General features: G+C 68.5%; 15 protein-coding genes. 2 read left to right on the top strand and 13 right to left on the bottom strand.

Features of this window, described 5'->3' with window-relative positions:
• Positions 1-47: 47 nt before the first annotated feature.
• Positions 48-1,322 carry a histidine--tRNA ligase gene (gene hisS / locus ACWF99_RS08250; protein ID WP_452535491.1) on the bottom strand — a complete coding sequence of 425 codons (1,275 nt, stop codon included), beginning with the start codon at positions 1,320-1,322 and terminating at the stop codon, positions 48-50.
• A gap of 85 nt (positions 1,323-1,407) precedes the next feature.
• Between hisS and ACWF99_RS08245 the strand changes: the two genes are divergently transcribed.
• Both ACWF99_RS08245 and ACWF99_RS08240 read left to right on the top strand, forming a co-directional pair.
• A complete protein-coding gene (locus tag ACWF99_RS08245) occupies positions 1,408-2,304 on the top strand; it encodes a peptidylprolyl isomerase (protein ID WP_378626950.1) in 897 nt (298 codons plus the stop codon).
• A 240-nt stretch (positions 2,305-2,544) separates the two neighbouring features.
• Positions 2,545-3,114, top strand: a complete 570-nt coding sequence (locus tag ACWF99_RS08240; RefSeq protein WP_378626948.1) for a hypothetical protein — start codon at positions 2,545-2,547, stop codon at positions 3,112-3,114.
• 60 nt (positions 3,115-3,174) lie between these two features.
• Here the strand turns inward: ACWF99_RS08240 and ACWF99_RS08235 are convergent, their stop codons facing one another.
• From ACWF99_RS08235 to ACWF99_RS08180, 12 genes are all read right to left on the bottom strand, one after another.
• Positions 3,175-3,600 carry a DUF4913 domain-containing protein gene (locus ACWF99_RS08235; protein WP_378626947.1) on the bottom strand — a complete coding sequence of 142 codons (426 nt, stop codon included), beginning with the start codon at positions 3,598-3,600 and terminating at the stop codon, positions 3,175-3,177.
• Positions 3,597-5,423: a type IV secretory system conjugative DNA transfer family protein gene (locus ACWF99_RS08230; RefSeq protein WP_452535490.1), complete on the bottom strand. Its 1,827-nt coding sequence runs from the start codon at positions 5,421-5,423 to the stop codon at positions 3,597-3,599. The genes ACWF99_RS08235 and ACWF99_RS08230 overlap by 4 nt, the downstream gene beginning before the upstream one ends.
• A 31-nt stretch (positions 5,424-5,454) precedes the next feature.
• The gene (locus tag ACWF99_RS08225; RefSeq protein ID WP_452535489.1) at positions 5,455-6,021 is read right to left on the bottom strand and encodes a hypothetical protein; all 567 of its coding nucleotides are present in this window, start codon (positions 6,019-6,021) and stop codon (positions 5,455-5,457) included.
• A complete protein-coding gene (locus tag ACWF99_RS08220; protein WP_452535488.1) occupies positions 6,018-7,673 on the bottom strand; it encodes a peptidoglycan DD-metalloendopeptidase family protein in 1,656 nt (551 codons plus the stop codon). The genes ACWF99_RS08225 and ACWF99_RS08220 overlap by 4 nt, the downstream gene beginning before the upstream one ends.
• A gap of 61 nt (positions 7,674-7,734) precedes the next feature.
• On the bottom strand, positions 7,735-8,043 hold the full coding sequence (locus ACWF99_RS08215) for a transposase (protein ID WP_056810706.1): 309 nt from the start codon (positions 8,041-8,043) through the stop codon (positions 7,735-7,737).
• Positions 8,040-10,397, bottom strand: coding sequence for a hypothetical protein (locus ACWF99_RS08210; protein WP_452535487.1), 2,358 nt, complete (start codon positions 10,395-10,397; stop codon positions 8,040-8,042). The genes ACWF99_RS08215 and ACWF99_RS08210 overlap by 4 nt, the downstream gene beginning before the upstream one ends.
• Before the next feature lie 7 nt (positions 10,398-10,404).
• Positions 10,405-11,901 carry an SCO6880 family protein gene (locus tag ACWF99_RS08205; protein ID WP_266290614.1) on the bottom strand — a complete coding sequence of 499 codons (1,497 nt, stop codon included), beginning with the start codon at positions 11,899-11,901 and terminating at the stop codon, positions 10,405-10,407.
• On the bottom strand, positions 11,898-13,349 hold the full coding sequence (locus ACWF99_RS08200; protein WP_378626939.1) for a hypothetical protein: 1,452 nt from the start codon (positions 13,347-13,349) through the stop codon (positions 11,898-11,900). Before ACWF99_RS08200 ends, ACWF99_RS08205 begins: the two co-directional genes overlap by 4 nt.
• Before the next feature lie 56 nt (positions 13,350-13,405).
• Positions 13,406-14,221: a hypothetical protein gene (locus ACWF99_RS08195; RefSeq protein ID WP_378626938.1), complete on the bottom strand. Its 816-nt coding sequence runs from the start codon at positions 14,219-14,221 to the stop codon at positions 13,406-13,408.
• Entirely contained in the window at positions 14,218-14,814 is a 597-nt protein-coding gene (locus tag ACWF99_RS08190; RefSeq protein WP_378626936.1) for a hypothetical protein, read from the bottom strand. The genes ACWF99_RS08195 and ACWF99_RS08190 overlap by 4 nt, the downstream gene beginning before the upstream one ends.
• Before the next feature lie 8 nt (positions 14,815-14,822).
• Positions 14,823-15,077: a hypothetical protein gene (locus tag ACWF99_RS08185; RefSeq protein ID WP_056810720.1), complete on the bottom strand. Its 255-nt coding sequence runs from the start codon at positions 15,075-15,077 to the stop codon at positions 14,823-14,825.
• The gene (locus tag ACWF99_RS08180; RefSeq protein WP_056815437.1) at positions 15,077-15,370 is read right to left on the bottom strand and encodes a hypothetical protein; all 294 of its coding nucleotides are present in this window, start codon (positions 15,368-15,370) and stop codon (positions 15,077-15,079) included. The genes ACWF99_RS08185 and ACWF99_RS08180 overlap by 1 nt, the downstream gene beginning before the upstream one ends.
• Positions 15,371-15,457: the final 87 nt, after the last annotated feature.

Raw genomic sequence — 15,457 nt, 5'->3', positions numbered from 1 at the left:
CCGACCTCAGCAGCCGAGCGCGGCGCCCAGCCGCTGTACAAGCGGACTCAGCGACCGAGCTCCTCGCGCAGCACCGCCACGAGGCCGTCGAGCGGGACGGACCGCTGTTCACCGGTCGCCATCTCCTTGACGCCGATCGTGTTCTCGGCGAGATCGCGATCGCCGAGCACCAGGGTGTACTTCGCCCCCGAACGGTCGGCGCCCTTCATCGCGCCCTTCATCCCGCGTCCGCCATAGGCCAGGTCGACGCTGATGTCGGCGGCACGCAATTCACCGGCCAGCGCGACCAGCTTCGCCTTGGCCGCGTCGCCGAGCGCGACGCCGTACACCTGGCAGCGTGCCGGATCGGCCGCCGACTTGCCCTCGGCCGCGAGAGCCAGCACCGTCCGGTCGACCCCGATGCCGAAACCGATGCCCGACAGCGGCTGACCGCCGAGTTCGGCCATCAGTCCGTCGTAGCGGCCGCCGCCACCGATGCCCGACTGCGCACCGAGCTGGTCGTGCACGAATTCGAACGTGGTCTTGGTGTAGTAGTCCAGGCCGCGCACCATGCGCGGGTTCACCACGTACGGCACGCCGAGCGCGTCGAGGTGTCCGAGCACCTGCTCGAAGTGGGCCTTCGCCGACTCCGAGAGGTGGTCGATCATCAGCGGCGCGTTCGCGGTCAGCTCGCGCACTTCGGGACGCTTGTCGTCGAGCACACGCAGCGGGTTGATCTCGGCGCGGCGCTGAGTCTCCTCGTCCAGCGGCAGCCCACGCAGGAACTCCTGCAGCAGTTCGCGGTACTGCGGGCGGCACGTCTCGTCGCCGAGCGAGGTGATCTCGAGGCGGAATCCGTCCAGGCCCAGCGAGCGGAATCCGGCGTCGGCGATCGCGATGACCTCGGCGTCGAGCGCGGGGTCGTCGATGCCGATCGCCTCGATGCCGACCTGCTGCAACTGCCGATAACGACCGGCCTGCGGGCGCTCGTACCGGAAGAACGGACCGGCGTAGCAGAGCTTCACCGGCAGCTGACCGCTCTTGTCCAGACCGTGCTGGATCACCGCGCGCATCACGCCCGCGGTGCCTTCGGGACGCAGGGTGAAGCTCTCGCCGTTGCGGTCGGCGAAGGTCCACATCTCCTTGCTGACCACGTCGGTCGACTCGCCGACACCCCGTGCGAACAGGGCGGTCTGTTCGAATACCGGCAGCTCGACATGCCCGTACCCCGCCAGTCGGGCGGCGTGGATCAAGCCGTCGCGCACGGCGACGAACTCGGCCGAACCGGGCGGCAGGTAGTCGGGGACCCCCTTCGGGGCGGTGAAGCTGCTGGTCTTGGTCACGATGGTCCAGTTTTCCCCACGGGCGCCCCCCGCGTCCAACCGGTTACCCTCTAGACGAACCTGACGACACGGGAGGAACGCGGTAGTGCCGAGTAACGAACAGCGACGGGCGGCGGCCAAGCGCAAGCTGGAGCGCCAGCTGGCACGACGGGCCGAGCAGGAGAAGAAGCGCAAGCGCTTGACGATCGCGGGCTCGGTACTGGGTGTGATAGTCGTCGCGGCCGCCGCGACCGGCGTGTATTTCCTCACCAGGGGCGACGACAGCGAGTCGGCCAACGCCGAGTCGTCCTCGGCGGTGCCGACGACCCAGTTCGTCAACACTCCCCTCGACATCCCAGGTCCGCCGCCCCCCGCGGCCAAGCCCGCGACCGTCGACTGCAGCTACCCGGCGGGCCAGGAGCCTGCGGCGAAGCCCGTCACCGCGCCCACCACGACGTCGGTCGCCACCGACGGTCCCGAGGTGAAGGTGGCGATCGATTCCACCCAGGGCCCGATCGGGTTGTCACTCAACAGCGCGCAGGCACCCTGCACGGTCAACTCGATGGTGAGCCTGGCCCAGCAGGGCTATTTCGACAAGACCAGCTGCCACCGCATCGTGGCCACGCCGGGCTTCGGCATCCTGCAATGCGGTGACCCCGCGGCCACCGGCATGGGCGGCCCCGGCTACACCTTCGACAACGAATACCCTACCGACCTGTTCCCCGCCGGTGACCCGGCGCTGCAGCAGCCGGTGAACTACAAGCGCGGCCTGGTCGCGATGGCCAACGCGGGTACCTCCCCGGAGGGCAAGGGCACCAACGGAAGCCAGTTCTTCCTGGTCTTCGGCGACACCCAGCTGCCGCCGAACTACACCATCTTCGGCACGATCGACGAGGCCGGCCTGGCCACCCTGGACAAGGTCGCGGGCGGCGGCGTCAAGGGTGGCGCGGAAGACGGCGGGCCTGCCATCCCGATCTCGTTCAACTCCGTCAAGGTGGGCTGACACCCGCTTTCCCAGTACCGAAACGGACCGAACACGCTGGCGTGTCCGGTCCGTTTCCGGTTTTCCCGCCCCGACGTGCGAAGAAGATCATCAGAGGCTAGGCAACCCTACGATTCATCCGGCTCACAGACCGCTCACCCGCATTTTCTCCGCTGTCGACCCGGCCCGCCGGACATCGCACCGTGTCCTTCACGCGGTAGGCTCAGATGTCCACTTCCACAGCAGCATCGGGGAGCAGTCATGGCGGAACTCGACGACATCGGCAGCGAAACAGCGTCCATGATGCGCACCATGCTGCAGATGGCCATCCTGGTCGCCGTCAAATCGCGGGAACACGGCCAGAAAGAGGCCGAGTCCCGGGCGAAGGCGATCGAAGCCAAGATGAAGGAAGCGCGCGAACTGCAGATCCGCGAAGCGCGTGATCTCAAGGCCAAGGATCCGCGCAATATCGAACTCGTGCAGATGATGTCGGTGGGGTCGCGCACGGTGGAGTCGCGCGGCGTGGAATCCCGCAATGTGGAATCGCGCGGCATCAACCTCAACAAGCCGCAGGGCTCCCCCTTCGCCTCGAACGCCGCGGCGACACCGAGCGTCGGCTACGACTCCGCCGAGCGGCGCTCGGCGATCGCGGCACATCTGCAGCGAGCCGGCGTCGCGCCGGAACTCACCCAGGTTCGGATGCTGGTCGAAATGGGCCAAGGCATCTCGCCGGAGGAGGCGATCCGGTCCCGGGACACCGTGATGCGCGCGACCCTCGCGCGTCAGCGTGGGGAACGCGGGATCGAACGCGGCATCGAACGCGGTCGCTGACCCGACTCCGAAGATGCTCGGATCCCCTTGCCTGGCAGGGGGATCCGAGCATCTGTTCGGTCAGTCCGGTATGCGGCCCTTCTGCCAGAGCCGGTCGATGTCCGGACTGCCGAACATCTGCGCGTCCGCGCCCTCCGGCTTCTTGAGCGGCAGCGGTTCGAGCATCCCCTTGTGACCGTTGCGCACACTGCAGTATTTGAACGGCCCTTTCGGGTCGAACAGCTTGGTCATGTGCGGGTCCGCGTGGTCGAGGAACCACACACTGATGCCGGTCCCGCCCTGCAGGCGGTGATGCTCCCAGGCCTGCCACAACGCGCTCAACCGGATCACGGCCTCGCTGTGGTGCCACCATTCCGGGCACCACACCGTGTCACTGATATCGGTGACCTGGCGCCGGTAGACCTGGCTCAAGTACTCGGTGACGAACTCGTACACCCCCTGGTAGCCGTTCGTAATCTCCCCATTGGCGACATTGTCGTAGCTCACAGCGGCTTGACCTCCTCGACTTCACCCATCTCTTCCGGCGGAACAGATTTCGCTAACGACGGAGACCCGAAAAGGTCTTCGATGCGGGTCTTGCGAGTCGGGTCGTTCTGCTCGATCGACCGCTTGACCGCGTCGGAGTACTCCGACTCCCACCACGGCACGGTCCGCACCAGGACCGCGGGCTGACCGGAGGTGAACACGACGGCACGACCGCGCGGTAGCGTCGCCAGGCCCTGCGCGGTGAAGGTCACCGAGGAGCTCAGCGAACGCGAGTAGCTCTTGCTGTTGCCCGACTGCGACATCGACGCGGAGATCGAGTCGTACTCGCCGATCGCCTCGGACCGATCGCGAAGGAAGGCCATGTCGTCGACTCCGCTGCCGAGAACCTTGATGTTGGCGGCCGACCACAGCGCGCTCATCCCGGCCTCGCCCCAGCAGCGCGCTCCCTGCGCCCACGACTGCAACACGGTCATCACCACGATGCCGCGCGACCCGAAGTGGCTGTACTGCTTGGGCAGATCCTTCCAGCGCACCACGTTGGCGGCCTCGTCGAGCACCGCGAGCAGCGGGATCGGCAACCGGCCACCCGACGAGCGCGAGGCCTTGCGCATGGCCACATCGATGACCGCCTCGGTGAGCGCGCTCACCAGCGGTGCGGCCGAACCGCGCCCCTCGAGCGACAGGCAGTACAGCGTGCCGTTGCGTTCGATGAACTCCAGTTCGTCGAACTGGGGACGGACGCCGTCGGCCGGGGTGATCCACGGGTGCACATTGGACAACTGCAAGCAGCGAATCATCTTCTTCGCAGTACCGAAGATGCCGCTCCTGGTGCGCTCGTCAGCGTTGTACTGCATGGCGAGGCCGGACGCGGTGAAGTGGTGTTCGGCGCCGCGCAGGTGCTCGATCGCCTCGGTATTCTGCGGATTCGTCACCCACTCCCACACCTGGGTGATCGGTTTGCCGGCGATCGCGGCCGCGAGGAAGAACGCGGCGAGCAGGTCCTCGGCCTCAGGATCGAAGAAGTTGTCGCCGTCGTCGGCGCTGCCGCCGGTCTCGGCGTCGGCGAAGTGTCCCGCGAGCCGAGCCGCCCGCATCTCACACCCCTCGGTGCGGAAGTTGACCCAGCTCAGCGGATCCCAGAACCAGGTCGGTCGTTCACCGGCGACGCCTTGTGGATCGAACACGAATGTGCGACTGCCCTTGGCCTCCTGCACATCACGGGTCGCGTCGACCACGTCACGCTTGTTCGACGTCGCCAGCACAGGCCCGATCGCGGAGAGGATCGCCGGGATGACCCGCGAGGTGGATTTGCCCTGCCGCGGGCCCCAGATGTCCAGATGCAGGTCTTCGTAGGAGCCGTAGAGCGGGGTGCCGTCGGCGACAGCGATGCCGATCGGCACACCGGGTGAGTCGTTGGTGCCCAGCTTCATACCCAGCGCAGCCGCCTTCTCCCTGACTCCGGCCTCGGTGATCGACGCGATCGCGCTACCGCTGCCCATGTGGTCGGCCTTGTCGTCGACCGCCAACCGACCCGCACCCGCACGCTTCTTCAACCGCTTGCGGATCACCACATACGCGATGGCCGACGCGATCACCAGCAGCACGATCACCGTCGACGCACGCGGCCAGTGCAGCTTGCCCCGCGCCAGATCGGCGACCACCGCGATCGGGTTGATCGGAATGGTCTGCGGCACAACCGCCAGCGCGTTGCCCAGGTGCAGGGCGACGGCGAGGGTGATCAGCGCCGCGAACCCGAACATGATCATGATCAGCGTCGTGTCGGGTCCGACCGCGGCCGGATCCGTCACCTTCTTCTTCGCCACGGGTGCCTCCTTGTGTGGACGTGGTGGGTGGTCAGCGGAACGCGTCGAGGCGCCAGCCCTGCGGGGTCTGCACCACCGTCGCGATGACGGTGCTCGGCGGTAGCTCTTCGGTGCGGCCGTTCGGGTAGACGACCGTTTGTTCGATGCCGATCTTGTACTGCGCCACCGTGGAATCGGCGCTCGCGGGCGCCGGCTCCCCCGAGGCGAAGGTGAACGCCTCTACACGCGCTTTCGCCTTGGCCCAGTCGGCCCACTGCAGCGACGGTTTCGGCGTCTCGGTGGCCCCGATCGAACTGTCCAGCATACGTATCATGCTGGGCCCCAGCCATTCTCGCGCGCGCTGCAGCGAGGATCCGGGTTGCTCGGTCGCGGGGTTCCAGGTGTAGACCTCGCGCAGCGCGACCACCGCGACACCGTCGGGAGTCGTCGGGTCGACCGCGGCTTCGAGCAGACGCGTGGTGGAAGTCGCCTCGGGACGCGTCGGCTCGGCGTCGCCACCGCACGCCGGAACCGAGAGCAGGACTGCCACGAGCATCACCGCCGGGGTTGTGCGGATTCGTGTTCTCTCCCACCAGGTTATCGCTGGTCGCGTGGTCACAACACCCTCCTCGCCCGTGCGTCGCCGGGCACCGCCACCTCGGCGACACCCCCACCACCGCGGTTGCTCGCCGGCGGCACCGACTGGATCAGCCGACCGTTGCCCGCGTAGATCCCGACCTGTGTCGGGCCCTGCCGCCCGAACCCGCTGAACACCAGATCGCCGGCCGCCGCCTTCGCGATCGGGACCTCCCGTCCGGCCTCCCATTGCTGTTCGGCGGTGCGTGGCAACGTGACCGCGCCCGAGGACGCGGCGAACACCGCCGCGGCGGTCAGCCCCGGCCCGTCGAATCCGCCACCGCTCGGCCCTTGCACGCCGCCACCGCCCCACACGTACGGTGTGCCGAGCCAGTCGTGGGCGGCCTCGACGATCTGCTCGCCGTCGCTGCCCTGCCCGGGGGTGAACCGGCCCTGCGCGCCGGGCGCGCGGTACTGGGGTTCCATCGACAGGATGTTGGTGACGTAGGGCCTGGTCTCGGAATAGTGCGCCGCATACTGATTGGGCATCCCCCCGGAGGCCAGCACCGCACCCTCACCGGCGTTGTACCCCGCCAGGGTGAGAGCGGCCAGGTCGCCCGAGACGCGCCCCGCGGCCATCCAGCCCGCGATCTTGTGGGCGATCGAACACATGTAGCGGGCTTGGCCGATGATCGCGTCACCGTCGTCCCACACGCTGGCGGACCCGTTGCCGTCGGCGTCGATGACATAGGGCTGACCGTCCTCGGGATTGATGCCCGCCGCCGTGCCCGGCAGGAACTGGGCCAGGCCCTGCGCGCCCGCGGGCGAGGTGAGCCCGCGCCGGAATCCCGACTCCTGCTTGGCCTGCGCGGCCAGCAGCGACGAGGAGATCTCCGGGCACACCGTCCCCGCGCGGCGATACCAGATCTCGAGTTCGGCGGGCACCTTCCCGTCGGCCAGTGCCCCACCGGCGCTGCCGAATCCACGCACACAGTTCGGATCGCTCGAAAATGCCCGCGCGCCGCCGACATCCGGGGTCGGCGCGCCGTCGAGCCACGGCATCGGGTCGATCTGGCGACCGCCGGTGAACCGGCCACCGGGCACGATCTCGAAATGCAGGTGCGGGCCACTCGATTCGCCCGCGGACCCGACCATCCCGATCGGCTGACCCACGGTCACCGTCTGGCCGGTGCGCACCTTGACGCCGGCGTCCCACATGTGGCCGTACACCGCGGAGTAGGCGCGACCGTTGGTGTCGACGGAATCGACGACGATCCAGTTGCCGAAACCCGAAGCGGGACCGGCGGCGACGACCCTGCCGTCGGACACCGAGTAGATCGTGGTGCCGTCGGTGGCGGCCATGTCGATGCCCTTGTGATCGCCGCCGCGCGAACCGAACACATCGGAGATGGTGAACGTTCCGGTCTCCAGCGGCAACGTGCGGCGCAGCGGACCGACACCAGCGGCCAGCGACGGCGTACCGGTGACCGCCGGATTCGATGTCGGCGCGGCGGCACTCGTCGCACCGGCACGGTTGTCACCACCGAGTTCGGGCAGCGTGGGCACCGACGATCCGACCAGCACATCGCCGGTCTCGCAGGTCTCGTCCGACGACGGCAGCACGATCACCAGCACCAGGGCGACCAACCCGATGACCGAGCCGAACACCGTCATCATCATCGTGCGGACGTTCACCGGCCGCCTCCCCGCGTTCCGCGCCGGGCGCCGATTCGCGCAACGTCCGCCGCGGCGGAGTTCATGTGCGGCGCCGGGACTCGTTGAGCGTGTCGGCGAGCGTGCGGTTCATTTCCGCGGCGGCGGCCAGCTGTTGCTGCAGCAGCGCCACTTTGCGGCGTAGCGCGGTGGCGTCCATGCGATCCAGGCTCGGGTCCTGGGTCGCGCGGACCCAGTTGCGCACCGAATTGGCGTGCACACCGATCTGTTCGGCCACCATGCGGCAGGCCTCCGATTCGCTGCGCAACTTGTCGGTCAGCGCGACCACCTGGGCGACGGCGGCGTTGCGGACCTCCGGCGAAACCCGGCGATAGGACCGGTGCGGCATCATTGCTCACTCCCGTTCGAATAGTCCGGCGTGCCCCTGGGGTTGTCGCCGAACTCGCTGAAGCGCTGGTTCGTGTCGTGGATTCCGCTTTCTCGCTCCGACACCGTGAACTCCATGTGGAAAGGAATGCCCGGCCGGCGATCCTCGCCGACCTTCAGCAGGAACTTGCCGGTACCGGGCGGCGACGGCCGCTGCTGGCCGGGCTTGAGCGCCTCACCGGTGAGGGCCTGCGGCGCCGACCAACTCGTCACCATCTCCTGCTCGGCCGAGGTGAACGGCACCGTGGAGTCGAGCCTGCTGATCTCCTCGGCCGGTAGCGCGCCGAAGATCTTGGCGCGCGCGCGTTCCAGGAAGCCGATGGCCTTGGCGATCGCGGCGTCCGACCCCAGCGCCTGCAGGTCCTTGATGGTGTGGCTGATCATGATCAGGGCGGTGGCCAGGCCACGCTGCAGACGGGTCAGCTCGTCGACGCGGTCGACCATGAAGTCACCGAGACCGAGCACCTGCCACAGCTCGTCCATCACCACCTGGAAGTAGCGCTGCGGGCCGAGGTCTGCGTCGGCCAGCACGTGCGCGGCCTCGACGGAGGCGAAACCGTCTGCCCAGCAGGCCAACATGACCGCGGCCTTGAGCTTCTTGTCACCGCTGGGGATGTGCGAGACGTCGATACATACCGCGACAGCGCCGGTATCGATGGGAACACTGGTCTGGCCGTTGAAGATCGCGCCGAACGGGCCCTGGGTGAGCGCGCGCAGCGAACGGCGGAGCCCCTTGATCGCGTTCTGGTATTCGTCGGTGTTGTCGGCGCCCGCGTCGAGCATCATCTCGGCGCCGCCGCCGACGATCACCTCGAGCAGGTTTTCCATGATCGGCGGTTTGTCGGGGGTGAAGCCGCCGGGCTGGTAGAGGATGCGCAGCGCGGTGGCGATCAGCGTTTCCTCGAAGTCGGCCACGCGGGCGCCGCGGACCAGTTCCACCAGGCCCGCGATCAGCGTCACCTGTCTGGCCCGCAGATCCTGCAGCACCTGACGTTGCAGTGCGGGTTTGTCCGCCAGGCGCGGCACCACCGAACCGAGCACGCCCGCGGCCAGCGGGTTCAGCTTGCCGTGCCCGTAGCCGAGGTCGATCACCTGACCGCCGACGAGTTCGACCATCTTGCGGTAGTCGGGTTTCACGTCGGCCAGGATCAGTGGGGTGATGCCCTGGGCGATACCGCCGAGCACGATCCGGCGCACGAGCGAGGACTTGCCGAAACCGTTGAGACCGAGCACGAACAGGCTGGGCGCGGTGATGAAGCTGCCGCGCATGAACCAGTTCATCGGATCGAAGCAGACCGGGGCGCCGGTGTGCAGATGCGAGCCGAGCGGGGTGCCGATCAGCGGCGCGCCCGCACCGACCGACCACGGCCACAGACCCGCGACCTGGGCGGTGGTCGCCCGATACTCCACCGGGCGACCGACGACGTTCATCTTGCCGCCGCCCGCGCCCGAGTACCCGCGGTCGGTCAATTCGGCGGTGGTGCGGTCGAATCCGTCCTTGACGACGGCCTCGCTGCGGGCGTTCGCGTTGTTGCGGCGTAGGTCGTCGGTGTGGATCCGGAAGGTCGCCCACGCCGCCCGCAGACCCGACTGCTCCCGGGCGATCATCTCGTAGCGGGCGCGGGTGGCGTCGTCGAGCAGCGTCGGGCCCGACTGCGAACGCCGGTCCGGCTTGGTCGATTTCGCGGACCGCCCCGAACCCATCGCGCGGTCGGCGGCCTCATCGGGCCGGATCGCGCGCACAGCCTTCGCGGGCCTCGGCTTCTTCTTCGTCAGCTTGGGTTCGGCCTGCTTCGGCCGTCGACGCGGATCATTCTGGGGGCGTTGGTGTTCCAGACGTGGGCCGTGGTCCTCGTCGCGCAGCCCACGTTCGGCCCGCGCCCGTGCGGCCCGCTCGGCATCGGGATGCGGGCGCCGGGTGCGGCGCTCCCCCGTACCTTCGCGGCCGGGTGCGCGTGGCCCCTCACCGCGACCGTGCATCTCGTCACCGCGGGAACGAACGCGACCGTCCTCGTCCTCCCTCGGCCTGCGTGGTTCCTCGCCACGCGGTCGGTTCGGACGGACTCGGTCGGCACGGGGTTCCTCACGCGACCTGCGCTCACCCGACGGGCGTTCTTCGGGCACGCGTGAACCCCGCGCCGAGCGTTCGCGCTCGTCGCGTTCGGTGCGCTCGTCGAGGCCGAGCACGTCGTCGCTCACGCGCGGCGCGCTCCCCGCGGGCCGTGGCTCGCGTTCGCCGCGGATGCGCGGCGGCCGGTGGACCGGGCGCAACGCGACGTCGTCGCGATCGCGCACCGGGGGTTCGTAGTCGCGTCCCATAATCGCCTCACCCCGCCAATGCCTTCGGAATGGTTGCGTGTTCGGGCAGGATCACGCCGCAACCGAGAGATGCCGCGAACGCCGCGGACTGGTAGCGGTAGCAGCGCCGGATCTTGAGCCGAGCCTGCGTGGACAGGTCGCGGGTGATGGCCTCGATACGGGGCAGGTCACCGCGCAGCGGTTCGGTGATGGTGACCAGCGCACCGAACCGGGTGACACCGTGTCCGCGGGCCTGCTCCTCGCGCGCCTGCTGGGTGGCGCCGACGCGCAGCGTCGCCGCCGCCGACACCACGCCGCGTTCGCTCTGCTGGGCCACGAGCGCGTTCTTGAAATCGTCGTCGACGATCTCGGCGGCGTCGGCGGCCGAGTGTGGCCGGTAGACGATCGCGATGCGTTTGCGTGGCACTTCGGGATTGGGCGCGAGCAGTCGCTGCAACACCCGCTCGTCCACCGCGCCCTCGGGCGCCGCGTCCATCTCCCAGGTCACCGAGCGGCCACCGTCGTGGATCAGGTGATCCCACTTCTCGTCGTAGGACACCGGACCCGCGTCGTCCCAGCCGAGACCGTGCCCGCCGGGATCGGCCGCGGCCACCTCGAGGTCGGCCTGCGAGGCCGGGTCGTAGCTGCGGCGGATGAAGGAGATGACCTCCTCCGCCGACATCGGCTGCGCCCGCACACCCGCCTCGGCCAGCGCCGCGCAGATACCGGGCAGCCTGCGCCCGATCTCCACCGCTTCCTCGGCCGGGTTCTTGCGCCGCTCGGCGGTGGTCGCCTTGAACGTGATCGCCACCCGCGGCAGCAGTTGCACACGCTCCTGCGGCAATTCGGTAGCCAGCTCGTACATCACCTGCTGGGCCAGATCGGGGGCTTCGGGGCGGGTGATCGTGGACACCTCGTTGAGCAACCGGTTTCCGGTCTCGGGCACCGTGTCGATCACCGGCACCACCGCGACGATGTCGCTGGTCTGCCCGACCGAGGCGAGGAAAGTGCCCCAGGCCGCGACCCAGCGATCGATCACCGGCTGGTCCACCGCCTCGTGCCCCTGCGGCCAGGCCCGCAACACCACCGTGTACTGCGCGAACGCGGGCAGATGGATCATCCCGAAGTGATACCCACCGGCGTCGATGCCTTCGTAGAGCTTCGACGGCGCGAGCAGCCCCGGCAGTTTCGTGACACCGCCGGGGATCCGGGAGAACCGGCCACCGCGATACACGTGCTCGCCGTTGTTGCGCGAGCGCCTCCAGTTGAACATCATCAGTCCCGTCTCATAGCCCGAGCGGCCCCCCGTCCGCCACACCAGGGGCACCATCACCAGCGCACCGAGCCCGCCGACGATGAAACCCCATTTGAATCCACCGACCATCGCGCAGATCAGTGCCGTGATCACCACGACGAAACCGATCACGGTCTCTTCCCAGCGCAGGCCGAAAAGGCCCGCGCTGCGCGGTTTCTGCCACAGCCCGTACGAGCGGCGCTCGTAGGTGTCGGTCGCCGAGGTCGTCATCGCGGAATCGTGCTCCTGCCGAGGTCGGGTGAACGATTCGCCCAGCGGTCACCGGCGACGTCGCCCATCGATTGGTCCGCGCGTGCGGTGGTGTTGGCCGCGGTCCGTGCGGCGGCCACATTGCGGGCCGCCCCCGCGGGCACCGAGCCCGAACTCGTCGTCGCGGGCGCGGGCGCACCCCCACGTGGTGGCGGCATCGGTCGTGGCGCCGCACCACCGCCGCCACTTCCCCCGCCGCCGGGCCCACCGGGCCGCGGACCCGCACCGCCACTACCGAAGTAGCCCGCGGAGCCGGGCGCCGCCACCGGCCGGGAGGCGACAGCCTTGGTGCCGATCGCGCCGAGCCCCATGGCGGCTACCGCCGCACCACCGGCCACCATCAGACCCGAACCGCCGGTGCCGACCGTGGCCACCGCGGGCGCGACCAGTCGCATCAGCGCGGGCAGCACGAACGCCACGCTGCACAGCAGCACCAGCGCGACCAGCATCCGCTGCGCGTCCTCGCCGCTGGGCAAGCCACCGGACTCCGTGGTCTCGTCGACGTGGCCCGCGGTGGTGAACGCGATCATGTACACGATCGCGGCCACCGGTTTGAACAGCATGAACGCGATGATCCAGCCGACCAGTTTCTGATACGACTGCTTACCGGTGCCGGTCGCCGAGGCGGCGGCGGCCAGCGGCAGCACGCCCGCTGCGACCACCAGCAGGCCCTGCCGAACGATGGCGAGCACGATCTGGGCGAGCGCGCCGAGCAGTCCGACAATGGCGATGATCAGCACCAGACCCGGCGAAAAGGCCTGCAATTTGCTGGTTTTCACCATCAGCTCGGCCATGTTCTTGGCGTTGCCGCCGGTGGCGTCGTCGATGATCCACTCGGAGAACTTGTCCGAGGCTCGCGTACCCGCGACGATCACCGCACCCAGCATCCACGAACTGAACACCACCCTGGCGAACAGGCGGAACGATTCGGCGGCCTCGCTCACGGCCGCCCCGCGTCTGGCCTCGGCCAATCGGCCGCCGGTGATGATCACCGAGGCGATCAACAGCAATATCTGGATCTGATAGGTGTAGTCGTTGATCTTGGTGAACAGTGCCCCCGAGTCGCTCACCGCCTCGTTGGGCACCTTCATCCAGAAGGTCAACGCCAGGATCAGCGCCTCGCCGAGGCCCTTCATCAGCGAGTCGACCACCTTGCCGAAGGTGGAATCCCACGCCTTGTCCTTGACCGCGGTGGCCGCGTCGCCGGGGTGGGAGGCGGCATTGCCCGCCTTGCACACCGCCGAGGCCGCGTCGCCGAGCGAGACTCCGGGGATCGCGACGCTGTCGAGGGTGTCGTGCAGTTCGTTGCACGCCTCGTCGAAGCCGTAGGTCTGGCCGTAGGCCACCGTCGGCGTCGCGATCATCACGGTGAAGATCACCGCGAAAATGGTGACGATCCGCCTCAGCATAGTTGGCACCCCTCGATGGTCCGCGCGGAATCGATCCGGGCTGTGCTGTACCTCGATCACCATGTCGTCCACCCCGCCAGCGATTCCACGTACTCGGTCTGGGTATTTGCTGTCGTCGACGGTTTGAGCCGCCAGTCACCGGCGTCCCACACCACGATCATCCGCATGGCGGCATACAACTGCTTGCCATCGATCACCGGACCGCGTGAGGCCAGCCGCACGATCGCCAGATCCTCGGCGAAATCGTCGATCTTGAACGCGTCGGAGGCCACGAAATACCGGGTCACCTTCTCCGGCTGCTGTTTGGGCAGCCGCTCGCCCGACAGCGCGGAGTCGTAAGCGGCCAGCTGCGCTGTGCTGACCCGCAATTGGGTCACATACAGGTCGCGGTCGGCCGGGCGGGCGTTGAGCCGGTAGGTGATCTGCGCGGCGGCCAGCGCGGCGCCCTGCGGTGTCCGCGCGTAGCCGACGGCGAGGCCGTCTTCGATTCGCGACGGCCCGTCGGAGGTGGAGAACGGCACCGACGCGCCGTAGACACGCTGCCAGCCGTGCGGTTTCGTGGTGCCCTCCGGCGCGCCGGTCAGCCAATCCGGGTCCGCGGCGGTACGTTGCGTACCCGGTTGCTGGGCCAGCGGCTGACCCGCCGGGTTGTTCGGGATGTCCACCCGCCTGCCGAGCAGGTCGACCTCGGGTTCGGCGAATCCTGTTCCGCCCGCGGCCTGGGCGGGCGGCGGCGCGTTGTCCACCTCGCTGCCGCCGTCGCGAGTGAAGTACACGACGGCGCCGACGACCATGATCAGGGCGAGCAGGGCACCGGAGGCGATCATGCCGAAGGACGCGCGGTCGCGCGTGCCCGGCTCCTTCTCGCTCACTGCGGTGCCTCCAATGTCACAATGTCCTGCGGTAATTCATCGATCGGGTCGACCGGCCGGTCGGTGGAACGGGGATCGGGTAACTGCAGTCGCCAGTCTCCGCCGTACCAGCTCACCGTGGTGTGGTTCACCGCCCGTGAGCGGTCGGAGTATTCGGTATAGACGTCGACAGTCGTTCGCTCGTCACGATATTCGGTAATTTTGTAACCCAACAATTTCGGCGCGTACTCCGCCGTGGCGGGTCCGGTGATCGACAGCTGTACTCGGTTGATCGCCCACTCGTCCCGCGCGGGCCCCGGGACGAGTTCGGTGTTCACCACCTGGGCCCACTGACTGTCCGGCGCCACCGACAACCGGATGGTGTGGGTCAGTGCCGCCAGCCCGGCCCCGCGCGGGGAATGCTCGAACCCCGTCGCGGCGCCCTGCCCCACTGTTTTCGGGCCCTGATCGGTGTGCGGCAGGGAGATGCCCTGGTAGTCCTGCCAGCCCACCCCGGTCGGCGCGGCTGTCAGGTCGGGGCCGGTATCGCCACCGCCACCACAGCCGACGGCCGCGGCGAGCAATGCGATACCGACCGCAACCGGTCGTGTCACTGTGGAATTCATGCCGGCAGGAAGGCCAGCGCGATCGCCGACGCGGTGCTGGCCACCGAGGCACCGATCAGGCTCATCAGGACGCCGTGTGAGGCGTCGTTGACCGCCAGGTCGCTGCGGAACGCGATCCACAATCGACCCGCCGACAGGATCATCCAGGCCAGGCACGACAGCAGGACGAACCAGAGCAGCCAGTTGAGCAACTGCATCATCGGCGCCAACACGTCGGCCGGGATCTGCTTGTAGGCGAGCACGGTGATCACTAACCGATGACCGCACTCATGATCGTGCCGGCGCTGGTCGCCACGACGCCACCGATCATGGCGCCCGCCACCATCTTCGGCGATTCGAGACCACCACCGGTCCAGCGCTCCCACGCGAACTTGCCGCCCGCGTAGGTGATGCCGCAGATGCCCGACAGCAGCACGAACCAGGTGAGGTAACGCACCAGCTGCAGGATCTTCTCCGAGCCGGGAGGAGCCTCCGGGGTCGGGTTACCGACCTGGGCCAGCACGGTGCCGTACGTGTCCTGCACGGCGAGGAGGAGCATGCTCATCGGGTGCCTTTCTCCCACAGTAAAGGTGTTGTGCCACAAACACTTCGACGACGACACACGTTTGTACACCACCGACCGGCGAACCGC

The organism is Nocardia sp. NPDC055002, from assembly GCF_053608825.1.
This window is presented reverse-complemented; position numbering and strand designations above follow the sequence as displayed.